We start from the raw sequence: 21727 nt of genomic DNA, 5'->3' as shown, positions 1-21727 counted from the left end.
AGCCGGGCGAGGCCGGTCGGCACCGGGTAAGGAACCGCTACCGCGGATCAGCCTCGGCACCGCCGCCACCGCGACGATGGTGAGATCGATGAGCACTGTGGCGATTCAGGATGCTTGCCTCCTGAAAGGCGCGCACCGATGGACGGGCGCGGATCAGGAGCGCCTGGCGTCGAGGAGCTTGGTCACGAGAATCGCTATCACCAGCACCAGCGGCGGCACCGCGAGCAGCGTCACCCAGCCGACCCAGCGAGCGGTCAGGTCGCCCACGCTGAAACTGACCGGAAACCAGGCCAGTACGGTGTAGGGCACTCCGCCGTACTGGAGCGGAAGGCTTCCGCTGAGCCGGTAGGTGTTGTGCCATTCCCGTCCTTGCGGTGTGGAGCGGCTGTTGACCAGCAGACCCACCGTCCAGTGCAGAATCCAGGAGACGAGGATGATGGACACGCCCCAGGCGAGCAGGTTGGAGGGTCCCTCGTTCTCGCCGGGATCCAGGGCCATCGCCAGGAAAGCACTGATCACGAAGGTGGCGACGAGAAGGATCAGAAAGAGCGCGGTCGCGCGATAGCTGTCACGTCCCATGGCGGCCTCCCGTGAGATGTGCGGGAATGGTATCCGGCCGATCATCTTCATGACGGATATTTCCGGCAGTGATCATGGCGGCCGTGAAAGGGGGTGGTGGCGGGGTGACGACCGGGGAGACCGTGCGCTGGATCGATCCGGAGGAGGCCCGGCTCGAGGCCGAGCTCGTCGCGCTCACCGAGGAACTGGCCGCCGCGGAGGCCGAGCTCGCGGTGACCCGGGCGCGGCTCGAGGATTTCGCCGGGCGGCACGATCGGATGCTGGCGCCCCTGTACGCGGAGCTGGACGAGGTGGAGGCCCGGCTCGCCGAGCTCGCCGCGCGTATCAGCGGGCGTCCCGAGGACCTCAGGGACGCGGAGGCGGCGCGGGAACGCGCGCGCGAGTCCGCCGGCGCCGCGCGGGCGATGGCGGGTGAGGACGGCCACCACGGCGAATCGGGCACCACCTCCATGCCGGTTCCCTCGGCCGACGCCCGCCGGATCTACCGGGACCTCGCCAAACGCTGCCACCCCGACCTGGGGACGGACGACGCCGACCGGGCACGGCGCGCTCGTTTCATGGCCCGGGTCAACGAGGCGTACGCGCGAGGCGACATCGCCGGGCTGCGGCGGCTGGCCGACGAGTGGGCCGGTGAGATCCCCGCGCCCGCCGGCTCTGAGGAACGCCTCGCCTGGCTGCGCGGCGCGGTCGCCTCGGTGCGGCGGCGCCTGGCGGACGTGCGCGGCGAGCTCCGCCGGTTGACCGGGACCGGGCTCGGTCCCCTCCTCTTCGCCGAGCCTGACCCGGACGCCGCCCTGCGCCGGCTCGCCGAACGTGTCCGTGCGAAGATCGAGCAGCGCCGCGCGGAGCTGGAGGCGCTGCGGAGGAGCCGGAGATGACCGACAACCTTCCCGCCCCGCGGAGGGCCGGGCCGCCCGCCGTCCGACGGGAGCTCGCCGAACGCACGGCCGCGATGCTCGGCCACCGCGAGCCCCGGATCCGCTGGCGGCGGCGGGTGAGCCGCAAGGCGCAGGTGTGGGTTCGCGTCGACGGGCCGCTGGTCATCGACGACGAACTCATCGAGATCGCGACCGGTGCGCCCCTGCCCGCACGGCAGTCGGCCTTCCCCCGGATGGCCCCGTACGGTGACTCGGGCCTGCTGCGGCGTCCGCAAATCGTGCTGAGGGACACCGGGCCGGTCAAACCGTGGCCCGGGGTGCGCGCCGATCCCTCCGATTGGCGGTGGTGCCGCGCCTGGCGGGGCCTGGTGGTCGTGGGACGTGAGGAGCCTGGACCGATGCTGGTCGCGGGCGTCCATCCGTTCACCGGGACGGTGGAGTGGTGGGTGCACGCGCGCGGCGACGACGCGAAGATGTGGTGCCGGTGGTTCGCCGACGACCTGAACGGCGTGGGCAGGCTTCGCCACGCCGACGAGTGGACCGCGCCGATCGACCCCGACACCAGACGACCACGGTGGCGCGTCACCCGCGGCCAGCTCCACGGCGCCGGTGGCCAGGGGAGCGCGGCACCGGACGCGATCCATATCGTGTATGGCGAGAAGGCCGGGACCTTCACCGGGCTCGGCATCGACGACGGCGCCGTCCGGTGGAGCACCGAGCCGATCCCCGAGGCCACGGTCAGCTATGGAGTGGCAGGCCCCTACGTGGTGCGGCTGTTGTATCGCCAACCTCCGCTGACCGGTGAACGGTGGATGTGCGACTGCCCTCAATTCGCACCCAGCGACCACGAACCGAACGAATGCCGGTCATGCGGCAGACCGCGCGACCCGTGGATGACGGTCGAGGTCCGTGATCGAGGCTCGGGCCGCGTTCTGTGGGCGCACAGGTGGCCGTGGACGGAGCCCGGGGACATGGTGAGCAAGGGCGCTCTGGCCGTACGCGGTGAGTCCGTCCTCACCTGGGAGGGCGGCTTCCTGCGCGCGAGGCACATCGCCGACGGAACGCGCCTGTGGTCGCTGCCCCACATCTCGGTCCGCGGCCGTCCCGCAGGGGCGTTCGGCTCGCAGAGCCACATGTTCGTCGACTGCGGCATGGACTCGCCGCGTCAGTGGGCGTGGATGCAGTTCGCCGAACTCACCGAGGACGACGAAGAGAGCACCGACGTCTTCGTCCACGCCGCCACCGGCCAGGTGGTGAGCCTGGCGGACGCCTTCCACCAGACCGAGGACGACCTCGTCCTGACCCTGACCGGCAAGACCGTCACCTGCTTCGCGCTGCCCTGACCGCGGCGTCGAGCGGGAACCGTGACGGTCGAGGGCGCGTCCATGGTTGAACTGTTCTTGTTAGCCGGGGGAGGCGACCATGTATCGCCGTGTTTCCATCCTGGCCGCGCTCACGCTCGCGGCCGTGCCGCTGCTCGGCGCCTGCCAGAGCAGCTCCTACTCGTGCAGCGGCGGCGTCTGCCATGTGACCGTGAAGGGAGCCGGGCAGACCCTGGAGCTGAACCACAACTACCTCACGGTCACCGAGATTTCGGGCGACGCGATGACCGTGCGGATCGGCACCTCCGACACGGTCACCATCGCGCGGGGCCAGAGCTCCCAGGTCGGCCCCGTCACCATCAAGGTCACCTCCGTCGACGGCGACGAGGTCAAGTTCGACCTGACCTGAGGGGCACAGGGGAACGGCCGAGTACGGGGGCCGGCCGGAATTCACGGTAAGCCGCGGTCGGCGATCGCGGCCGGGCGGAAAATCGGCGGGTGAAAGCACCGGAGGTCAATGCCGCCCGGCCGTGAGAACACCATGGCCGGAGAAAATCGATGGCCCTTCCCGCCGACCGCGCGTACCGTTCTGAAAGTACGGGAGCGGCGCCGCCGCCGACCCCGAGGGGCGTCGCCGACGTGGGAGAGTCGGGCCTGGCTGTAAACCAGGTGCCTTGTGCTCAGGGGGTTCGAATCCCTCACGCCCTACCGGCCTCGGATGATGACGGCATTGCCTTCCCCGAACGAATTCTGGTCCATTTTGCCTCGCGCGTTCACCAAGCCCGGCGCTCTTAGTTCCTCCTGCGGCGTCTCTTGTAGTGACCCTTGAGGACACGCTGCGATCGCCCCGGCGCCCGGCCTTGACCACGAGCGGTCAGGGCGGTGGTTGCGGGCCGCCGATGCGGGAACCTGAAATCGGCCGAGGGGGCTGCTGAGCGCGGTCTTCCCCGGCACCCGCTGGTTCGACCCGGAGGCGCCCGGCCCGTGGTCCAGCGAGGTGCAGCAGGTGCCGGTGGTGACCGGCGGATACCTGCTCGTCTCCCGCCGGGCCTGGGAGGACACCGGGGGCTTCGACCGCGGCTTCGTCATGTACGGGGAGGACGCCGACCTGTGCCTGAGGGCCGCCGCCCTCGGCTACCGGCCCACCGTGACGGGACGGGCCGTGTTCCGCTACGAGGGCGGAGCGCCGTCCCTCGGCCCGGACAGGCTCGCCATGCTGTTCACGGGCAAGGCCACCGTGATGCGGAGGCACGTGGGCAAGGGCGCGGTGCGCTTACTGGTCTTCGGCGTGTTCCTCCGGTCCAGGCTGAGCCGCCTGGTGCGCGCCCGTTCCGCCGAGCAGGGAGGTCCCGCGATCACACGGGAGGACTGGCGCAGGCTGTGGGAGCTGCGCCGCGCATGGTCCAAGGGATGGCCGGAGGCGCGCCCCCGGAGCTGAACTCAGATGTTGAGAACATCCGGATGATGTGAGTATCTTGACTCCCGTGAGCGATATGAGGGCGGCCGGATGGCCAGGCTGACGCGGGCGCAGCAGCAGGAACGCACCAAGGCCGCGGTGCTGGCCGCCGCACGGGAAGAGTTCGCGGAACGCGGATACGCCGACGCCAAGGTCGACCGGATCGCCGAGCGCGCCGACATGACCCGCGGCGCGGTGTACTCCAACTTCCCCAGCAAGCGCGCGCTCTACCTGGCGGTCCTCCTGGACTCGCTGCGGCCCCCCGCCCCGGTCGAGCCGCCCCCCTCGCGCCTGGACGAGGCGCTGGGGGCGTTCGCCCGCGCCTGGCTCGACCGCCTGCCGCTGATGGGCGACACGTCCGCGGGCGGACGGCTGCACCTGCGGTCGCTGGCCGGGGTGTTCGACGACGGACCCGGCCGTCCGGTGCTGGCGCAGGTCATGAAGCTGGAGGCGCTGCTGCTCGGTCTCGCTCTGGAGTCGCGCGTCCCGATCCCCGCCCGTCGCGTGCGCCTGGCCGAGCTGGTCCTGACGCTGCTGGACGGCGCGGGGCACCTGGCCGAGGCGGCGCCCGGGTTCGGCGACCCCTTCGACCTGGCGCTCGCCTGCCGCCACCTCGCCGGGCTCGACCTCGGCGACACCTGGGACCGGCCGCACCTGGCCTACGCCGTCGCCGCCCATCCCGTCCGCGAGCCCTGGCGTCCCCCGGAGGAGGCGCGGGACGAGATCACCGGCCGCACGGTCACGCCCGACGCCGACGGCGTGGTCGCGGTCCTGGGGACGCGGCGGCTGGAGGCCGCGGAGGAGGCCGTGCGGGCCGCCCGGTTCGGCGACCGGGTCACCGTGGCCGTGGTGACGGCCGACCCCGCCGAGATCGGGCGCCTGGTGCGGCTCAGGATCGGCGACCTGACCGGATGCCTGCGGGGCGTGTTCGGGAACGACACCTGGCCCGGCCTCCACCTCGTCCTGGACGACGGCGCCGCCATCGCCACGGCGGCGGGGATCCAGGACCCGGACGACATCACCGAGGCGGCCGTGCGCGTCCGCGAAAACCGGATCGTCGCCCGCGCCGTGGGACGCGGCGCCGCCCACGCCGCCGCGACCGCGGAGCTTCCCGCCGGCCGTCCCTGCGAGGAGGGCCGATGAGCGGCGACCTGATGGTGCTGCACGCCCTCCGCTGCGTCGGGTTCGCCAGCGTCGAACGGCTCGCGGAGGCGACGGGGCTGCCCGAGGCCGACGTGGAGTCCGAGCTGATCGATCTCGCGGTGACCGGCCTGGTCACCTACGAGCTGGGACTGTTCCGCGCGTGGGGACTGACCGACGCCGGGCGCGCCGCCGCGGCCAAGCGGGTCTCCGACGAGCTGGACACTGCGGGGGCGCGCCAGGCGGTGGCCGCCGCCTTCGACGACTTCCTCGTGCTCAACCCGGAACTGCTCGACCTGTGCGGCGCGTGGCAGACCCGGGTCGTGGACGGGGTGACGACCGCGAACGACCACACCGACGCCGCCTACGACGGCCGTGTCCTGGACCTGTTCGCCGACTTCCACCGGCGTGCCGATGGCGTCTGCGCGGACCTGGCCGCGGCCCTGCCCCGGTTCTCGCGATACCGGGACCGGCTCACAGGCGCCATCACGCGCGCCAGGCACGGCGACCTGGGCTACCTGACCGACAGGCTCGACTCGTACCACACCGTGTGGTGCCAGCTACACGAGGATCTCCTGGTCACCCTCGGCATCCCACGGTACTGAGACCGCACGGCCATGGCCTGGATCAAGCCGCTGTCGGCGGAGACCGCGGACGACCGGACCGTCCTCGGTGGCAAGGCGCACGGCCTCGTCGTCCTGCGGCGCCTCGGACTGCCCGTGCCGCCGGGGTTCGTCATCACCACCGGGGCGTGCCGCGCCTTCCTCCGCGACCGGCGCCTTCCCGACGGCCTCACCGCCGAGCTGGCCGCCGCCGTCCGCGACCTGGAGGCCGTGACGGGACGGCGTCTCGGCGGGCGGGAACGGCCGCTGGTGGTCTCGGTCCGCTCGGGCGCGAGCGTGTCGATGCCCGGCATGATGAGCACGATCCTCAACCTCGGCCTCACCACCGCCGCCACGGCCGGGCTGGCGGCCGAGACGGGGGATGAGCGGTTCGCCGCCGCCTCACGCCGTAGGCTCCTGTCCGCTCTCACGGGGCCGGTCCCGGACGACGCGGCCCGGCAGTTGGAGCACGCCGTCGCGGCCGTGTTCTCGTCCTGGGACACCCCGCGCGCCAGGATCTACCGGGAGCTCCACGGCATCCCGCACGACCTCGGCACGGCCGTCATCGTGCAGGCCATGGTGTTCGGGAACCGCGACGGCCGCAGCGGCACCGGCGTCGCCTTCAGCCGCGACCCCAACACCGGTGAGCGCGTCCCGTACGGGGAGGTCCTGTTCGGCGCCCAAGGCGACGACGTCGTGTCGGGGAGGTCGATGACGAGGCCCCTGACCGACCTCGCCGACAGGGAACCGGCCGTGTGGGCGGACCTCCTGGGCGCCATGGCCGGGATCGAACGGCATTACCGCGACGCGTGCCAGGTGGAGTTCACCTTCGAGTCGGGTGGGCTGTGGCTGCTCCAGGTGCGGCCCGGCGGCCTCGTGGGACGCGCCGCCATCCGTGTCGCCGTCGACCTGGCCGACGAACGGGTCATCGAACGGCACGAGGCCCTGCTGAGGGTCTCACCGCGCCACGTCCACCACGCCCGTACGCCGCGGATCGAGACGGCCGGGGCGCGGCTCGACATCCTCACCCGAGGGGTGGGCGCCGTCCCGGGAGTGGCCACCGGCAGGGTGGCGACGACCGCCGAGAGGGCGGTACGGATGGCGGCCGGTGGCCCGGTCATCCTGGTGCGCCCGGAGACTTCACCGGCCGACCTGTACGGGCTGACCGCGTCCGCCGGGGTCGTCACGGCGCGCGGCGGGCCCGCGAGCCATGCCGCCGTCGTCGCCCGCGCCATGGGCAGGCCCGCCGTCGTGGGAGCCGCCGACCTCACCATCGACGCCGCCGGCTCTCTGCGGGTCGCCGGACGCACCGTCCCCGACGGCGCGCTCATCACCATCGACGGAACGGGCGGGGAGGTCGTCGCGGGCAGCGCCCCCGTGAGCACGGCCCCGGCCGACGACCACCTGCGCCGCCTGCTCGCATGGGCCGACGACGTGTCCGGCGGCTCCGGCGAGAGCGCCGACGAGGGGGCCGGTCGGCTCGCGGCGGCGCGCGCCGTCCTGCTCGGCGGGCGGCCGTGACCGGGCTCGCGGAGGCGAATGCCGGAGGGGGACTTTCAGAAGATCCACTCGCCGGGCACGATCGAAGACGTGCGCAGTGACCCCACCCCCCGCTCCCGGCCGGCCTGGCTGGCCGACGCCATCCTGTACCAGATCTATCCGCAGAGCTTCGCCGACTCCGACGGCGACGGCATCGGCGACCTCAACGGGATCACCGAACGCCTCGGCCATCTGTCCTGGCTCGGGGTGAACACCATCTGGATCAACCCCTGCTTCGCGTCGCCGTTCCGGGACGCGGGCTACGACGTCTCCGACTACTTCTCCATCGCGCCCCGGTACGGGACGGAGGACGACCTGGTACGCCTGGTGGAGACGGCGCGCCACCACGGCATCCGGGTGCTGCTCGACCTGGTCGCGGGTCACACCTCCGACGAGCACCCCTGGTTCACGGCGTCGGCGAACGACCCGTCCGACCACCGGTACATCTGGGCCGACACCGGCGAGCCTCCCCGCGGCTTCGTCCCGTCCCCCGGCGGAAGGCGCGGCGCGTACCTGCCGAACTTCTTCCCGACCCAGCCCGCGCTGAACTTCGGCTACGCCCGCAGGGCGCCGTCGGAGCCGTGGCGGCAGCCGGTGGACGCGGACGGGCCCCGCGCCAACCGGGCCACGCTGCGCGAGATCATGGACCACTGGCTGCGGCTGGGGATCGCGGGCTTCCGCGTCGACATGGCCTCGTCCCTGGTGAAGGACGATCCCGGGTTCCGCGAGACCTCGCTGTTGTGGAAGGAACTGCGCGCGTGGCTGGACCGCGCCCATCCCGACGCCGTGCTGCTGTCCGAGTGGGGAGACCCGGCGGTGTCGGTGCCCGCGGGCTTCCACGGTGACTTCTTCCTGCACTTCGGAGGCGACGGCGACGGCCTGGCCCTGCGGTCGCTGTGGAACAACCACGGCGGCATCGACATGGAGCACTGGAGGGCCGTCGACTGCTTCTTCGACGCGGGGGGCAAGGGATCGCCGCGCCCGTTCGTCCAGGCGTGGCTGGCGGCCACGGAGACGATCGGCGACGCGGGGCACATCGCGTTGCCGACGTCCAACCACGACTTCTCGCGGCTGGGCTGCGGTCCCCGGACGCCCGAGGAGCTTCCCGCGGCCTTCGCGCTGCTCCTGACCTGGCCGACGCTGCCCGCCATCTACTACGGCGACGAGATCGGCATGCGCTACATCCCGGGGCTGCCCGACAAGGAGGGCAGTGTCATCGGCTTCGCCGGTCCCGACTACAACCGCGCGGGCTCCCGCACCCCCATGCAATGGGACTCGGGGCCGAACGCGGGCTTCTCCACCGCGCCCGCCGACCGCCTGTACCTGCCGATCGACCCCGACCCGTCACGTCCCACCGTGGAGGCCCAGCGCGCCGACCCGGGCTCGCTGCTGAACCTCGTGCGCCGCCTCATCGCGCTGCGCGCGTCGTCCCCCGAGCTGGGAACCGGGGCGGAGGTGCGAGTCCTGCACGACGGCTTCCCCTTCACCTACGTACGGGGCGACCGGTACCTCGTCGTCATCAACCCCCGACGCCGGCCCGCCGCGTTCAGGCCCGCCCGGAAGTCGGGCCGGGGCGCGATCGGCACGGGGCGCCTGGTCGAGGGACGCGGCGTCACCCTCACCGGCGACGGCGTGGAGGCCGAGGGCTTCTCCTACGCCATCGTCGACCTGGCCGGCTGACCGTCGGGCACCGGCTCCGGTTCGGGCGGACCCTGGACGTACAGGACGAGCCTCCGCACCACCCACCGGGTCATCTGGTACAGGATCAGCACCACGCCCAGCGGCGGCAGCAGCAGGAGCAGGATCTGCAGTCCCGAGGTGACGAGTTCCAGCGTTCCCGCGTCCCCGGCCATCGCGGTGGCGGCGAGGTGCTCGATCATCCACCAGCCGGAGGCGAACAGCCGGGGGAGCTGCGTCGCGATCAGCCCGAGCTGGAAGGCCAGCGCGGGCAGGACCGTCAGCACCCACAGCGTCACCACCAGCTGCGGCCAGCGCTTGAGCTCCTTCAGCCGGGCGTCGGCCGGGCGGCGCAGCAGGGTGCGGCGCAGGATCGGCCCGATGTACTTGAACAGGTCGGGGACGCCGATCAGGTCGGAGATGATGTAGTACCCGTCGAACCGCAGGCTGGGCAGCAACTGCTGGACGATCTCGAAGTTGACGTACAGGATCGCCACCAGCAGCGGCTGGAACCCGGTCTGCAGGTAGAGCAGCGTCAGGGCGACGACGAAGACGCCGTTGAAGTACACCCCGGCCAGGTCGGTGCGGACGCGCCCGGCGACGCCCAGCCGGTACGACTCGGTGACGTCGGTGTAGAACGCCGGCCACACCAGGTAGATGCCGCAGCCCATGGCGCCCGGCCGGACGCCGCTGTACCGGCAGGCGGTGGCGTGGCCGATCTCGTGGAACGCGCACGACAGCACGCCCAGGCCCATGACCAGCAGAATGGTCACGGGGGCGAGGATGAGCTGGTGCAGCGCGTCGCCCAGCGAACGGGTCGTGAACAGCCAGACCTCGCTCACCAGGATGGCGGCGACCATGACCACCATCACGGCGGGGCGGAACAGCCATGAGAACAGGCCGCCGAGGAACCAGGTGGCACGCTCCGGCAGCACGGCCATCTTGAAGCGCAGCCCCAGGAACGGGTTGGCCTTCACGACCGGCGGCGGCGTCCCGTCGCTGTAGGAGGTGATGCCGAGGGGGGCGAGCTTGCGGTCGACGAGATAGACGACCTGCTCTCCGGTGATCCGGACGCCAGCGGCACGGCTGACGTCCTCGGCCACCCTTTCCAGCGTCTGGCGGGGGTCGGCGGTGGGGGCGGCGTCGCGGTACTCGCCCAGGGTCCTGACGACCAGGTACAGCAGGGTGGGAAGCCGGACGAGCTGCCGGTTGGGCAGGCAGACCAGCTGGGACGGCTCGCGGTACCCGGAGTGCTTGAACTGCCCGACCAGCTCCGCGCCGTCCGCGAGGACGGGCAGGGTCAGCGGAGCCGCCCGCATGGGCTGTCCGGCGGGGGGCTCGCCGCCGGTCCCACCGGCGGTCATATGGGAGGTGGCCGCGTCGGGGGCCTCGGCGGGGGTGCGCGGGTTCCTGGCGCGCAGGCTCCTAGCCCCGCGCATGGACGACACCGGGGACGCAGGTCATCGTGGAGTACGGCGCCTGTGCCAGCAGCCCGGTGCCGAGGACTCCGGGCGTGCCTTCGGAATGGGTCACCTGGCAGGCGTAGAACACCTCGGTGCTCGGGCTCGCCATGTAATGGACGGGGGCGGAGCCCGGTGCCGGAACGCCGTTCGACAGCGCCAGCCGCGGGGGCAGCACCTCGGCCGTCAAACGGTCGAGATCGGCATAACTCAGTTCTTGGCCACCAGAGTGGTTCATTTTGTCTGCGTTCCCTTGGCGGAGGATGTGGTGGAAATGGGGCGAGAAGAAGGGGAAGGGCTGGCATTGCGCCAGCCCTTCGCACGGGCGTGAACCCGCCTAGGTGTTGCGTGCGGCTCAGTGGCCGGAGATCGAGGTGCCCGGGACGCAGGTGAGCGACTGGTGGTCGTTCTGCGCGTGCAGGCCGACGAGCTGGAGCAGGCCGCTGTCGGGCTTGCTGATGTGGCTCTGGCAGGCGTTCTGCGCGATCGACGAGCCCGCGCCGTTGTCCCAGCCGGAGCCGTTGTTGTTGTTGTAGGAGTCGCCGCCGTTGCCGCCCACCAGGAGGGTGGAGAGCACGGCCCGCTCCGGCAGGACCTCGCCGGCCAGCTCGTCCAGCTCGGTGTAGCTGAGTGTCTTCATGGGGTTTTTCCTCTTTCTCGTCGCTTCCGGTATATAAGCCGATACCGGATGTCCTGCCCCCGCTCTCGTCGAGCGGGGGCACGTCTAGGTATATCGGCTCTCGCTTTCGACGGCAAAGGGTAAGCGGGCGCGTTTCTCTCGCACCTGCCCATACCGTCGGCAAAGGGGTTGTAAAAGGTAGGGCGATCGACCTTCAATAAAGTCCGGAATGATATTCCAAATCGGATTTACAAAGCGATCGCGGCATGGAGGGCCGGAAGATGCGAAAAGGCGGGAGGCCGGTGGCCTCCCGCCTTGGGCGTGACGACGACGTCAGCGGCGCTTCTTGTGGTGCTTGTGGATGTTGATCTTGTTGTCCTGGTCGTTGTCCGAGAGCGCGGACGTGCTGCCGCCGCAGTTGGCGTCCTTCTGGATCGCGAGGATGCCGACGTTGCAGAGCAGGTTGACCTCGAGAACCTTCTCCTGGTTCACCGTGTTGTCGTCGTCGTTGGCCATGGCGGGCGTCGCCGTGAGCATGGCCCCGCCCAGCGCGGCGGTGAGCATTCCGGCCGCTGCCAGTCGCTTGAGCATTTGAGCCTCCTAGCCTCTCTCGAGAGCGCTTCGCGCCTACAGCGGTGTAGGCACGGTTATTAGTAACACGATGTCGCGCATTTCATTCGCTGTGGAGCGCGCGAATCGGCGTCGTTGACCATAACATTGCCCGTCCGCTGGGCGCGCTTGGCGAAAATGGCCGAACGGCGATAGGTATCCGACATTCCGGGCTGTTCCAACTTCTCTGGAATATCGGAATGCGCGGTTTTGCGGGGCGGCCGGTGCGGCGGCGAAAAAAGGGCAGGGAGCCCGACGGCTCCCTGCCCCGAGTGCTGCCTCGGCTCAGCGGCGGACGTTGACCTTGGTTTCCTGGTCCCTGTCGGAGAGCACCGACTTGGTGCCGCCGCAGTTCGAGCCCTTCTGGATTCCGAGCACCGCGACGTTGCAGAGCACGTTGAGCTCGGCGACCTTCTCCTGGTTGACGGTGTTGTCGTCGTCGTTGGCCAGCGCGGGCGTGGCCGTCATCAGGGCGCCGCCGAGCGCGGTGGTCACGATGGCGCTCGCGGCCAGTCGCTTCATCATATGAGCCTCCTAAGCTCATCCGCGGAGAGTTCTGTCGATGCCTACATGAAGTAGTGCACCGTTAGAACTAGCACGCACCCTCGTCTTTCATGCGGAACGGTGTGATCAATTGACCGACCTTGACATTAATATGGGCGATCGTTGAGGCCGCTTGAAAGATGACGTCAATGGGGCGGCGCCGAAGGCAAGGCGGCGGACCTTTCAGGGAGTCAGAAGGTACAGCCGCAGCTCCCCGCAGCGGGCCAGGGTGCCCCCGCCGGGGACGGCGACCGGGGCCCCGGTGCGCTCCACCGTGGCCAGGTCCAGGCGCCGGAGTAACGCCCCCGTCACATGCCGCGCGGAACGAGAGATGATCACCCGGCCCTGCGCGTTGAGCAGGATCCCGCCCGGCGGCAGCAGCGGCAGCACGGTCTTCTCCACCGTCCGCAGGTAGAGGTCGGCACCGGTGATCCCGAGGAACGTCTCGCCCTCCAGCACGGGCGTGGACATGGTGAGGATGTACTGGTCGGTGCCGTGGTAGTCCACGTACGGGCCGTGCATGTTGGGGCCGCGCGTACGGTCGGGCACGGTGAACCAGGGGCGTCCCGTGTAGTCGTAGAAGCCGCGGCTCGCCGGGTCGAGGTCGACCACGAGCCGTTCGGGATCGCCGCCCTCGCCCGCCTGCCACCACTCCAGCCACAGCGGCGCGTCGCTGAGCAGGTCGGGCGCGGCGACGAAGCCGCTGCCGGTGACCAGGGGCGCGTGCTCCCGCAGGATGCGGAACACCTCCCGCCGCACCGGGGCGAGCTCGTCCCGCGCAGGACGGGCGCCACGGCCTGACGCCGCCCGGACCACCTCCACCACCTGGGCGCTGAGCCCCTCGATGGAGCGCAGCACGGAGTCGAAGACCTGCCCGACGGCGGACTCGCCCTGAGGGTGGCCCTCCGGAGCGGGGGTGCGTGCGGGTTGGCGTCGTCTCACGTGGGTCACCTCACGGTCGGTGGGCGCCGCCGGGTCGCGCCCAGGGCCGGGCAATCATGGTGCTACGCCTTCCGCTTCCTCGCCTCCCGATTCGACGAGGCTGAGGTGCAGTTCGACCAGGCGCTCGATGGCCTCGGTCACGTGCCGCCTGGCCAGGTCCGCCGCGCGGGCCGCGTCCTCGGCCGCGATGGCGGCGACGATCTCGCGGTGCTGCCGGTCCAGCCGGCGCCTGGTGCGGGCGTCGGCGCCCGGCAGCCACAGCAGCGGGCCGATCTCGGTCTGCAGCCGGATCTCCTCGCGGGTGAGCCGTGCCGACTGCGCGGCGGCGGCCACCTCCACGTGGAACCGCCCGTCGGCGTGGTGCCGCCGTTCGCCCGACTCTGCGTCCGCGAACGCCGCCGCCGCCTCGCCGAGCCGCTCCAGGTCGTCCGGCGAGGCGCGCTCGGCCGCGAGCAGGGCCGCGCCCGCCGCCAGCGACGAGTAGTGGTCGCCGAGGTCGCGCAGGTCGGCCACGGTCAGATCGCGCAGGCGGCGCCGCAGCCGCCCCGCGGTCTCGCCCTGCTCGGGCGCGCGCACGAAGCTGCCGCCGCCGCGCCCGCGCCGCGTCACGATCAGTCCCTGGTTGCGCAGCTCGCTCAGCGCCTCCCGGACCGTCACCGTGGCGACGCCGAGCTGCGCGGCCAGATCCGGCTCGCTGGGCAACTGCTCCCCGTCCGCGAGCAGTCCCAGCGAGATCGCGTCGGCCAGCCGGCGGGTGATGGCCTCCGCCCTGCCCAGGTTCTCCAGGGGCGCGAAGACGGCGAGCCGGGCGGTCACGGACGCGTCCGGTGCGGGCATCGTTCTCCCTTCTCTCCCTGCCTTCTTCCGCCTTTCTCGTGCCGCGGAAGGCCGGCGGGCGCGGGGCCGGGCACCAGGTGGGCGGCGAGTTCCCGCCGACCTCTTGCCAGAAAATATCTGGCGCCATATCTTTTCGGCCAGAGAGCGGTACCCCGCTCTCCGAGGTGGCCTCGCCGACATCAGTCTCGCAGGCCGGCGTCCCGGAACCCGCCGGGACGGCGGCACCGCGACCCGAACCGCAACACCCCGTCTGGGGTCCGTCCCAGACGGTTCGACGCTGCCGCGTGACCGCTGAACGCGATGGGACCGCCCCCCTGTCGACGGGTCCGGTCACGCGGTGCTTCCACCCGCCGGGCCGGTCCGCGGAGCCAAGCGCCGGCGGAGTGGAGGGGAACCGGCCCGGCCGGATCTTCCGAGGGGTGTGGGGGGCGTATCCCCGCACCGAACGGACCGGCCGTGGCGCCGAGGACGCGCCGGCACGTCCGCAGACAAGGGAGGACCACTGGTGTCCACCGGCAAGGAGACCGGGGCGGTTCCACCGCCCGCCCGACCCCTCGACGACGACGCCGAACGGCTCGCCGCGCTCGGCTACGAGAGCCACTTCCGGCGGGACATGAGCCTCTGGGCCAACTTCTCCCTCGGCTTCACCTACCTCTCGCCCGTCGTCGGCGTGTACTCGCTGTTCGCCATCTCGCTCGCCCAGGCCGGCCCGCCGATGATCTGGGCGTTCGTCATCGCGGGGCTGGGCCAGCTGCTGGTCGCGCTGGTCTTCGGCGAGATCGTCTCGCAGTACCCGGTCAGCGGCGGCATCTACCCCTGGGCGCGGCGGCTGTGGGGGCGCCGCTGGGCGTGGATGAACGGCTGGATCTACCTGGTGGCGCTGCTGGCCACCATCGCCGGCGTCAGCTACGGCGCCGGGCCGTACGCCGCGGCGATGCTCGGCTTCGACGCCTCGGTCAACGCCACGATCCTGTGCGCGCTGGCGATCCTGGCGGTCGCCACGCTGATCAACCTGTCCGGGACCCGGTGGCTGGCGATGGCCGCGATCGTCGGCTTCACCGCCGAGCTGGTCGGCGCGCTGGTCGTCGGGGTCTGGCTGCTGGTCACCGAGCGCCACCACGGGCTCGGGGTGTTCTTCGATGGCCAGGGCGCCGGGGAGGGCGGCTCGTACGCCGCCGCCTTCCTGGCCGCCTCGCTGATCGGCATCTACCAGTACTACGGCTTCGAGGCGTGCGGCGACGTGGCCGAGGAGGTCCGCGACCCGGCCCGGCGCATCCCGAAGGCGATGCGCATGACGATCTACGTGGGCGGGGCCGCCGCCACCTTCGTCGCGCTGTCGCTGGTGCTCGCCGTGGCCGACTTCGGCGCCGTCGTCTCCGGCGCGGACGCCGACCCCGTCACCACCGCGCTCACCGCCGCGTTCGGCTCCGGACCCGTCAAGATCGTCCTCGGGATCGTGCTGATCTCGTTCGTGTCCTGCGCGATGAGCCTCCAGGCCGCGGCCAGCCGGCTGACCTACGCCTACGCCAGGGACGACATGATCGTCGGCAGCCGGGTGCTGGCCAGGTTCTCGCCGACCCGGCACGTGCCGCCGTACGCGCTGCTGCTGGCCGCCGTGCTGCCCGCCGTGCTGGTCATCGGCTCCAAGCTGTCCACGGACGCCCTGACGAAGATCATCTCGTTCGCCGCGCTGGGCATCTACCTGGCCTTCCAGGCGGTGGTGCTGGCCGCGCTGCGGGCCAGGCTCAAGGGCTGGCGCCCGTCGGGGTCGTTCACGCTGGGCCGCTGGGGCCTGGTGGTCAACGTCGCCGCGCTGGTGTACGGCGTCGCCGCGATGATCAACATGTCCTGGCCGCGGACGCCCGACGTGCCCTGGTACGACAACTACATCGTGCCGCTCTCGGCCGCCATCGTGATCGTCGCCGGGCTCGCCTACATGGCCGCCACCCGCCACTACGGCCGCGGCGACACCCCTGCGGGCGACGCCGTTCCCGCGCCCGCCGCGGACCCGCTCGCGACCCGCTGAGAGGAGTGACCCGTGAGCTCCCGGACCGCGCCGTACTTCAACATCGCCGACCCCGCCTTCTCCGTCCAGTCCCAGGAGGTGCGGGACGCGCGCGAGCACGGCTGGTACGCGCGCACCAACTACGGCATCGCCGTCCTGCGGTACGAGGAGGTCGGAGAGCTCCTGACGCATCCCAAGCTGCGGCAGGGAAGCGTGAAGTGGCCCGAGCACCACGGCATCACCAGCGGGCCGTTCGCGCGATGGTGGTCCAACTGGGTGCTCAACAAGGAGGGGCAGGACCACCGCCGGCTGCGCCGCCTGATGAACCCCGCGTTCTCCCGGCGGCTCATCACCGGGCTCGTCCCGCGCTTCCAGGATCTGGCCGGCGAGCTGGTGGACGCCTTCGCCGAACCGGGCCGCTGCGAGTTCGTCACCGAGTTCGCCGAGCCCTACGCGGCCCGGGTCATCGCCATCATGCTGGGCCTGCCCGAGTCCGCATGGAGGATGATCGCCCGCGAGTCCGCCACCATCGGTCTGGCGATGGGCGTGACGATCGCCGAGGACCTGCCGAAGATCGAGGCGGCGCTGGACGACCTGTACGGCTATGTGGACGAGGTGATCGAGGACCGGCTGCGGTCGCCCCGCGACGACTTCGTCACCACCCTCGTCCAGGCCGAGGCCGACCAGGACCGGCTGAGCCGGGCCGAGCTGCGGGACTCGATGGTCCTGCTGATCTTCGGCGGGTTCGACACCACCCGCAACCAGCTCGGCCTGGCCATGCGGACGTTCCTGCGGCACCCGGACCAGTGGGCGCTGCTGGGCGAGCGGCCCGAGCTGGGGCCCAAGGCCGTGGAGGAGGTCATGCGGGTCGCCCCGACCACCACCTGGGTGACCAGGGAGGCCCTGGAGGACTTCACCTACAAGGGCCTGGACGTCGAGGCCGGGACCACCGTCCACCTGTTCACCGAGTCCGCGGGCACCGACCCGCGCGCCGTGCCGGACGGCACGTTCGACATCACCGCCGAACGTCCCGCGCACTTCGGGTTCGGCGGCGGCATCCACTACTGCCTCGGCCACCTGGTGGCCCGCACCGACATGAGCGTGGCACTGCCCCTCCTCGCGCGCCGCATGCGGGACCCGCGCGTGGACGGCGAGGTCCGCTCGCTGCCGCTCAGCGGGAACACCGGGCCCATCACACTGCCCCTCGCGTTCACCCCGAGGCCCTGAGCCCCGAGCCGCCGGGGCCTCGTCCCACCCGCCGGAACCGTAACCAGAGGAGTCCCCTTGATGAAGGTCGTACGTCCCGTCCGGATCGGGGCCTGACCGTTGGCCGGACAGGTCGTGATCGTCGGCGCCGGGCTGGCGGGACTGCGCGCGGCCGAGCACCTGCGCGCCGCCGGATGGGACCGGGCCATCACCGTCGTCGGCGCGGAGGAACACCTCCCGTACAACCGGCCGCCGCTGTCGAAGGACCTGCTCGTCGGCGGCACCGGGACCGCCGGCGCGGCGGAGGCGCACGCCTGCGCGTACCGGCGGTCCAAGAGCGTGGCCGACGTCCGCTGGCGGCTCGGCACCCCGGTCGTGCGGGCCTCGCTGCGGGCCCGGTCGGTGACGCTGGCGGACGGCACCGTCCTCACCTACGACGGGCTCGTGGTGGCCACCGGGCTGCGCCCCTCCCGCGCCGCCATCCCCGGCCCCGACTTCGGCCGGTACGTACTGCGCACCCTGGACGACGCGCTGCGGCTGAGGGAACGGCTCGTCCCCGGATGCTCGGTGGTGGTCGTCGGCGGCGGGTTCATCGGCTGCGAGGTCGCCGCCACCGCCCGAACGGCCGGATGTGAGGTCACCGTCGTCGAGGCGGGCGCCGAGCCGATGGAACGGGCGATCGGCCCCGAGCTGGGCCGCGTCCTGCGCCGCCACCACGAGGACAACGGCGTGCGGTTCGTGACCGGGCGGATCGTCTCCGAACTGCTGTCGGACGGGCCGTGCGAGCGCGTCACCGGCGCGGTGCTGGACGACGGGACCGCGATCCCCGCCGACCTCATCGTCGAGTCGGTCGGGTCCCGGCCCAACGTGGAATGGCTCGACGGCAACGGCCTCGACCTCCACGACGGGGTGGAATGCGACAACTGGATGCGGGTCGAAGGACTGCCCGGCGTGGTCGCCGCCGGGGACGTGGCCCGCTTCCCCAACCCCCGGTACGACGACGTGCCCCGCAGGGTCGAGCACTGGGGCGTCACCGGCGACACCGCCCGGCGCGCCGCCGCGACACTGGCCGCGCACCTGGGCGTGCGATCCCACGACGACGGCCCGTTCACCCCGTTGCCATCGTTCTGGAGCGACCAGTACGGCGTACGCGTGCAGAGCTACGGAGCGCCCGCCCTCGGCGACCGCTGCGTCCTGCTCGACGGCGGGCTCGACCACCCCCGGGCCCTGACCGGCGGCGTGGCGATGGCGTACTACCGCGACCGGCAGATGGTCGGGGTCGTGCTCGCCGGGATCCCCGCGTCCCGGCACCGCCACTACCGCGAACTGGTGGCCGACGCCACCGTCCCGTCCCGAGCCTGGACGCCCGAGCGCCCGGAACGCGGCCGGGCGTCCTGGCCCGGGGACGTGGGGGGCCGTCCCCCCGAAGTGATCCGACCGCTCACCGTCTGAGGGAAGGTCCCATGCCCGCCACCACGGCTCTCGACGAGCACAAGGAACGCAACGCCGCCGCGATGGACGACGTCACCGCCCGCGTCCAGGAGTCCGGTGTCGAGTTCATCTACTACCAGACCGTGTCGCTGACCGGCCGGATCGTCGGGAAGGTCGTCCCGGCCCGGCACCTGCGCCGCAACCTGGAACGCGGCGTCAACCTGCACCGCACCGCGATGTCGGACCTCCAGGTCGACCGGTTCGGCAACCTGCTCGGCGGCGGCACCGAGGCCAAGGAGTTCACCGCCGTGCCCGACGCCGACACGTTCGCGGTGCTGCCGTGGGACACCACCGTCGGCCGGTTCTTCTGCAGCGTGTACGAGCCGGGGCACTTCCCCGGGATCGGCGGCAGCCCGCTGGCCACCGACGCCCGGTCCAACCTGCGCCGCGTCCACGACGCGTTCACCGAGGCCACCGGGCTGCGGCTGCGCAGCGGCTGCGAACCCGAGATGACCTGGACGGGTCCCGGGCTCGACGTGCACGTCAAGCCCGGATCCAGCCCGTCCTACCACGTCGACAGCCTGGAGGTGATGCGCCCGATCTTCCAGCGGGTGATCCGGTACGCGCAGGCGCTCGGCCTCGACATGATCGAAGGCGACTACGAGGACCCGGGGCAGCTGGAGCTGAACTGGATGTTCGACGACGCCTGCGTCACCGCCGACCGGCTCGTCACCTACCGCCAGATCTGCAAGCAGGTGGCCCGCGAGATGGGCGTCACCGCCAGCTTCATGCCGAAGCCCGCCGCCGGGGTGATGGGCAACGGCTGCCACCACAACCTCAGCCTGTGGCGCGGCGACCGCAACATCCTCGCCGACCCCGGCGTGACGGAACTGCACCTCACCGAGGAGGGCAGGCACGCGCTCGGCGGCGTCCTCAGCCACGCCGCCGGGATGATGGCGCTGATGGGCCCCACGGTGAACTCCTACAAGCGCTACTGGGACGCGGGCCAGTTCGCCCCGTCCCAGATCAACTGGGGCATGGACAACAAGACCTGCACGGTGCGGCTGTCGGCCAACGGACGGCTCGAATGCAAGCTGCCCGACGCGTCCGTCAACCCGTACCTCTCCCACGCCGCCGTCATCGCCGCCATGAAGGACGGCCTCGACCACGCCATCGACCCCGGCCCGCCACAGGTTGCCAGCAGCTACGAGGCCGCCCCCTCGAAGTTCGAGCCGCTTCCGCTGACGCTGCGGGACGCCCTCGACGCCTTCGCCGCCGACGCCGTCGTCCGCGGCGCCTTCCCGGAGGCGATGTCCGCGCTGTACCTGGAGCTCAAGAGCGACGAGTGGGCCCGGTTCTGCGGCGCCATCACCGACTGGGAGCGCGAGATGTACACCGAGCACCTTCCGTGACCGAGCCCCTGCGGCTGGCGTGCATCGACGCGGAGGCGCCGCCGCTGTTCTCGCGCAGCCCCGACGGCGTCACCCGGCACGGCTACGAACCCGACGCGGCCGCCCTGGTGGCCGAGGTGATGGGCCGCCCGCTGCGCTGGGTCTTCATGCCGTGGGCCGAGTTCGTCCCGTCCCTCCAGGCCCACGAGGTGGACGCCGTCTGGTGCGGGCAGGGCATCACCGAGGAGCGCCTGCGCCACGTCGACTTCACCCGTCCCTACGCGGTGTTCAACGAGGCGGTCCTGGTACGGCGCGGCGCCGGCATCACCTCGCCGTCCGGACTGCGCGGCCTGCGCGTCGCGGCGATCGAGGGCAGCACCAACATGGCGCTGGCCGAGACGTTCGAGGGCGCGGCCACCGTGCCGTTCGGCGGCGAGACCGACGACGTCTTCGGCGACATGCTGGCCGCGCTGCGCTCCGGCGAGGTCGACGCCGTGGTGGACGACGACGTGGTCTTCGTCCCCTTGGCGGAGGACGCCGACTTCGACCTGGCCTTCACCGTCCCCACCGCGAACCGGTGGGGCGTGGCCGTGGCCAAGGACCGACCCGGAACACGCTCCGCCCTCGACGACGCGCTGGCCACCGTCATCGGGGACGGCCGCCTGCGGCGGATCTGGAACACCTGGATGCCGACGCTGCCCTTCCCGCTGTGAACGGCGTCAGATCTGCCCCTCGGGCTTCTTGGGGATCGTGGCGGCGATCGGGCGGCCCAGCTCGATCAGCACGTCGCCGGGCGGACTGTACTTCGGCGGGACGGTCACTTCCACGTACGTCTGCCGTGACACGGCGGTGAACGTGACCGGACGGTCCGCGGGCTGGCCGAACCAGTCGACGCCGTTCACCGTCACCAGCTGCGCGTCCGGGGTCAGCGCGGCCGGGCGCGGCACGCCGCAGCGCAACGCGATCGCGGGCGAGCCCCACGCCGCGGTCAACGGTGAGTCCGGGGAGGTGTCGCGGCGCTCGGCGCCCAGCACCTTCTCCGGGAGCCGCAGGCCCGCGCACAACCGCGCGCCCGCCGCGTCCGGCGTCGGCACCGGGACCCGCACGGCGCCCTCCCCGCATCCGGCCACCAGCAGCAGCCCGGGGAGAAGCGTGGCGAGGAGGCGCCGCCGCGCGCCTCGCCGTCCAGATCGAGCCGGCACGGGAACCTGGGAGCTAGATGTGCACGATCGGGCAGGTGAGCGTCCGGGTGATCCCCTCGACCGCCTGGATCTGCGCCACGACGAGCTTGCCCAGCTCGTCGACATTGCGCGCCTCCGCTCGCACGATCACGTCATAGGGCCCCGTCACGTCCTCCGCCAGCGTGACGCCCGGGATGCCGCCGATCTCGCGCGCCACCTCGGCCGCCTTGCCCACTTCGGTCTGGATGAGGATGTAGGCCTGCACCATCCGTCCTCCCCGGGCGGAGAATAAACGTCGGACGGTCACCGT

General features: G+C 71.7%; 23 protein-coding genes and 1 tRNA gene. 14 read left to right on the top strand and 10 right to left on the bottom strand.

All coding sequences use genetic code 11. The features are described from left to right. Nucleotides 1–153: 153 nt before the first annotated feature. Nucleotides 154–579: a hypothetical protein gene (locus ACGWYJ_RS27990; RefSeq protein ID WP_395109363.1), complete on the bottom strand. Its 426-nt coding sequence runs from the start codon at nucleotides 577–579 to the stop codon at nucleotides 154–156. A 104-nt stretch (nucleotides 580–683) separates the two neighbouring features. Between ACGWYJ_RS27990 and ACGWYJ_RS27985 the strand changes: the two genes are divergently transcribed. The 9 genes from ACGWYJ_RS27985 to ACGWYJ_RS27945 all read left to right on the top strand — a co-directional run bounded on the left by ACGWYJ_RS27985 (nucleotide 684) and on the right by ACGWYJ_RS27945 (nucleotide 9196). Then, the gene (locus ACGWYJ_RS27985) at nucleotides 684–1457 is read left to right on the top strand and encodes a J domain-containing protein (RefSeq protein WP_395109362.1); all 774 of its coding nucleotides are present in this window, start codon (nucleotides 684–686) and stop codon (nucleotides 1455–1457) included. Next, entirely contained in the window at nucleotides 1454–2800 is a 1347-nt protein-coding gene (locus tag ACGWYJ_RS27980; protein WP_395109361.1) for a hypothetical protein, read from the top strand. Before ACGWYJ_RS27985 ends, ACGWYJ_RS27980 begins: the two co-directional genes overlap by 4 nt. Nucleotides 2801–2879: 79 nt before the next feature. Further along, a complete protein-coding gene (locus tag ACGWYJ_RS27975; protein ID WP_395109360.1) occupies nucleotides 2880–3188 on the top strand; it encodes a hypothetical protein in 309 nt (102 codons plus the stop codon). Between the two features lie 216 nt (nucleotides 3189–3404). Further along, nucleotides 3405–3487 (top strand) — tRNA-Tyr (locus ACGWYJ_RS27970). A 298-nt stretch (nucleotides 3488–3785) separates the two neighbouring features. Continuing rightward, a complete protein-coding gene (locus ACGWYJ_RS27965; RefSeq protein WP_395109359.1) occupies nucleotides 3786–4217 on the top strand; it encodes a glycosyltransferase family 2 protein in 432 nt (143 codons plus the stop codon). A gap of 69 nt (nucleotides 4218–4286) precedes the next feature. Then, the gene (locus ACGWYJ_RS27960; protein ID WP_395109358.1) at nucleotides 4287–5378 is read left to right on the top strand and encodes a TetR/AcrR family transcriptional regulator; all 1092 of its coding nucleotides are present in this window, start codon (nucleotides 4287–4289) and stop codon (nucleotides 5376–5378) included. Beyond that, entirely contained in the window at nucleotides 5375–5980 is a 606-nt protein-coding gene (locus ACGWYJ_RS27955; protein ID WP_395109357.1) for a transcriptional regulator, read from the top strand. The genes ACGWYJ_RS27960 and ACGWYJ_RS27955 overlap by 4 nt, the downstream gene beginning before the upstream one ends. A gap of 12 nt (nucleotides 5981–5992) precedes the next feature. Then, nucleotides 5993–7498, top strand: a complete 1506-nt coding sequence (locus tag ACGWYJ_RS27950; RefSeq protein ID WP_395109355.1) for a pyruvate, phosphate dikinase — start codon at nucleotides 5993–5995, stop codon at nucleotides 7496–7498. A 69-nt stretch (nucleotides 7499–7567) separates the two neighbouring features. Then, entirely contained in the window at nucleotides 7568–9196 is a 1629-nt protein-coding gene (locus ACGWYJ_RS27945) for an alpha-amylase family glycosyl hydrolase (RefSeq protein ID WP_395109353.1), read from the top strand. Here ACGWYJ_RS27945 and ACGWYJ_RS27940 read toward each other — a convergent pair. From ACGWYJ_RS27940 to ACGWYJ_RS27910, 7 genes are all read right to left on the bottom strand, one after another. Further along, nucleotides 9169–10632, bottom strand: a complete 1464-nt coding sequence (locus ACGWYJ_RS27940) for a hypothetical protein (RefSeq protein WP_395109352.1) — start codon at nucleotides 10630–10632, stop codon at nucleotides 9169–9171. The genes ACGWYJ_RS27945 and ACGWYJ_RS27940 overlap by 28 nt on opposite strands. Continuing rightward, a complete protein-coding gene (locus ACGWYJ_RS27935; protein ID WP_395109350.1) occupies nucleotides 10619–10891 on the bottom strand; it encodes a hypothetical protein in 273 nt (90 codons plus the stop codon). The genes ACGWYJ_RS27940 and ACGWYJ_RS27935 overlap by 14 nt, the downstream gene beginning before the upstream one ends. Before the next feature lie 117 nt (nucleotides 10892–11008). Next, nucleotides 11009–11293: a hypothetical protein gene (locus ACGWYJ_RS27930; protein WP_395109348.1), complete on the bottom strand. Its 285-nt coding sequence runs from the start codon at nucleotides 11291–11293 to the stop codon at nucleotides 11009–11011. 312 nt (nucleotides 11294–11605) lie between these two features. Beyond that, nucleotides 11606–11863 carry a hypothetical protein gene (locus ACGWYJ_RS27925; RefSeq protein ID WP_395109347.1) on the bottom strand — a complete coding sequence of 86 codons (258 nt, stop codon included), beginning with the start codon at nucleotides 11861–11863 and terminating at the stop codon, nucleotides 11606–11608. Nucleotides 11864–12166: 303 nt separating this feature from the next. Then, the gene (locus ACGWYJ_RS27920; protein WP_395109346.1) at nucleotides 12167–12406 is read right to left on the bottom strand and encodes a hypothetical protein; all 240 of its coding nucleotides are present in this window, start codon (nucleotides 12404–12406) and stop codon (nucleotides 12167–12169) included. Between the two features lie 201 nt (nucleotides 12407–12607). Then, a complete protein-coding gene (locus ACGWYJ_RS27915; RefSeq protein WP_395109344.1) occupies nucleotides 12608–13366 on the bottom strand; it encodes a cache domain-containing protein in 759 nt (252 codons plus the stop codon). Between the two features lie 54 nt (nucleotides 13367–13420). Beyond that, nucleotides 13421–14203, bottom strand: a complete 783-nt coding sequence (locus ACGWYJ_RS27910) for a FadR/GntR family transcriptional regulator (protein ID WP_395109343.1) — start codon at nucleotides 14201–14203, stop codon at nucleotides 13421–13423. Between the two features lie 505 nt (nucleotides 14204–14708). Between ACGWYJ_RS27910 and ACGWYJ_RS27905 the strand changes: the two genes are divergently transcribed. The 5 genes from ACGWYJ_RS27905 (at nucleotide 14709) to ACGWYJ_RS27885 (ending at nucleotide 20949) form a co-directional block, all read left to right on the top strand. Next, nucleotides 14709–16229, top strand: coding sequence for an APC family permease (locus ACGWYJ_RS27905; protein ID WP_395109341.1), 1521 nt, complete (start codon nucleotides 14709–14711; stop codon nucleotides 16227–16229). Nucleotides 16230–16241: 12 nt separating this feature from the next. Beyond that, entirely contained in the window at nucleotides 16242–17435 is a 1194-nt protein-coding gene (locus tag ACGWYJ_RS27900; protein ID WP_395109340.1) for a cytochrome P450, read from the top strand. Between the two features lie 99 nt (nucleotides 17436–17534). Further along, on the top strand, nucleotides 17535–18866 hold the full coding sequence (locus ACGWYJ_RS27895) for an NAD(P)/FAD-dependent oxidoreductase (protein ID WP_395109339.1): 1332 nt from the start codon (nucleotides 17535–17537) through the stop codon (nucleotides 18864–18866). Nucleotides 18867–18877: 11 nt separating this feature from the next. Then, nucleotides 18878–20257, top strand: a complete 1380-nt coding sequence (locus ACGWYJ_RS27890; RefSeq protein WP_395109337.1) for a glutamine synthetase family protein — start codon at nucleotides 18878–18880, stop codon at nucleotides 20255–20257. After that, nucleotides 20254–20949 (top strand): substrate-binding periplasmic protein, encoded by a 696-nt coding sequence (locus ACGWYJ_RS27885; RefSeq protein ID WP_395109336.1) that lies wholly within the window; start codon nucleotides 20254–20256, stop codon nucleotides 20947–20949. Before ACGWYJ_RS27890 ends, ACGWYJ_RS27885 begins: the two co-directional genes overlap by 4 nt. A 6-nt stretch (nucleotides 20950–20955) precedes the next feature. Here ACGWYJ_RS27885 and ACGWYJ_RS27880 read toward each other — a convergent pair whose 3' ends face one another. Both ACGWYJ_RS27880 and ACGWYJ_RS27875 read right to left on the bottom strand, forming a co-directional pair. Next, a complete protein-coding gene (locus tag ACGWYJ_RS27880) occupies nucleotides 20956–21438 on the bottom strand; it encodes a DUF3515 domain-containing protein (RefSeq protein WP_395109335.1) in 483 nt (160 codons plus the stop codon). Nucleotides 21439–21451: 13 nt separating this feature from the next. Then, the gene (locus ACGWYJ_RS27875; protein WP_285698818.1) at nucleotides 21452–21685 is read right to left on the bottom strand and encodes an Lrp/AsnC family transcriptional regulator; all 234 of its coding nucleotides are present in this window, start codon (nucleotides 21683–21685) and stop codon (nucleotides 21452–21454) included. Nucleotides 21686–21727 lie beyond the last annotated feature (42 nt).

The sequence above is a fragment of the Actinomadura sp. SCN-SB genome (assembly GCF_043906805.1).
Taxonomy (GTDB): domain Bacteria; phylum Actinomycetota; class Actinomycetes; order Streptosporangiales; family Streptosporangiaceae; genus Spirillospora.
Note: the sequence above shows the minus strand (reverse complement) of the source record. Positions and strands in the feature narration are given on the sequence as shown.

Excerpts from the sequence above, each read along its gene's own strand:
- ACGWYJ_RS27935 (WP_395109350.1), bottom strand. The coding sequence starts at position 10,891 with ATGAACCACTCTGGTGGCCAAGAACTGAGTTATGCCGATCTCGACCGT.
- ACGWYJ_RS27980 (WP_395109361.1), top strand. The coding sequence starts at position 1,454 with ATGACCGACAACCTTCCCGCCCCGCGGAGGGCCGGGCCGCCCGCCGTC.
- ACGWYJ_RS27930 (WP_395109348.1), bottom strand. The coding sequence starts at position 11,293 with ATGAAGACACTCAGCTACACCGAGCTGGACGAGCTGGCCGGCGAGGTC.
- ACGWYJ_RS27890 (WP_395109337.1), top strand. The coding sequence starts at position 18,878 with ATGCCCGCCACCACGGCTCTCGACGAGCACAAGGAACGCAACGCCGCC.
- ACGWYJ_RS27920 (WP_395109346.1), bottom strand. The coding sequence starts at position 12,406 with ATGATGAAGCGACTGGCCGCGAGCGCCATCGTGACCACCGCGCTCGGC.
- ACGWYJ_RS27925 (WP_395109347.1), bottom strand. The coding sequence starts at position 11,863 with ATGCTCAAGCGACTGGCAGCGGCCGGAATGCTCACCGCCGCGCTGGGC.
- ACGWYJ_RS27950 (WP_395109355.1), top strand. The coding sequence starts at position 5,993 with ATGGCCTGGATCAAGCCGCTGTCGGCGGAGACCGCGGACGACCGGACC.
- ACGWYJ_RS27975 (WP_395109360.1), top strand. The coding sequence starts at position 2,880 with ATGTATCGCCGTGTTTCCATCCTGGCCGCGCTCACGCTCGCGGCCGTG.
- ACGWYJ_RS27875 (WP_285698818.1), bottom strand. The coding sequence starts at position 21,685 with ATGGTGCAGGCCTACATCCTCATCCAGACCGAAGTGGGCAAGGCGGCC.
- ACGWYJ_RS27990 (WP_395109363.1), bottom strand. The coding sequence starts at position 579 with ATGGGACGTGACAGCTATCGCGCGACCGCGCTCTTTCTGATCCTTCTC.
- ACGWYJ_RS27960 (WP_395109358.1), top strand. The coding sequence starts at position 4,287 with ATGGCCAGGCTGACGCGGGCGCAGCAGCAGGAACGCACCAAGGCCGCG.
- ACGWYJ_RS27940 (WP_395109352.1), bottom strand. The coding sequence starts at position 10,632 with ATGCGCGGGGCTAGGAGCCTGCGCGCCAGGAACCCGCGCACCCCCGCC.
- ACGWYJ_RS27910 (WP_395109343.1), bottom strand. The coding sequence starts at position 14,203 with ATGCCCGCACCGGACGCGTCCGTGACCGCCCGGCTCGCCGTCTTCGCG.
- ACGWYJ_RS27955 (WP_395109357.1), top strand. The coding sequence starts at position 5,375 with ATGAGCGGCGACCTGATGGTGCTGCACGCCCTCCGCTGCGTCGGGTTC.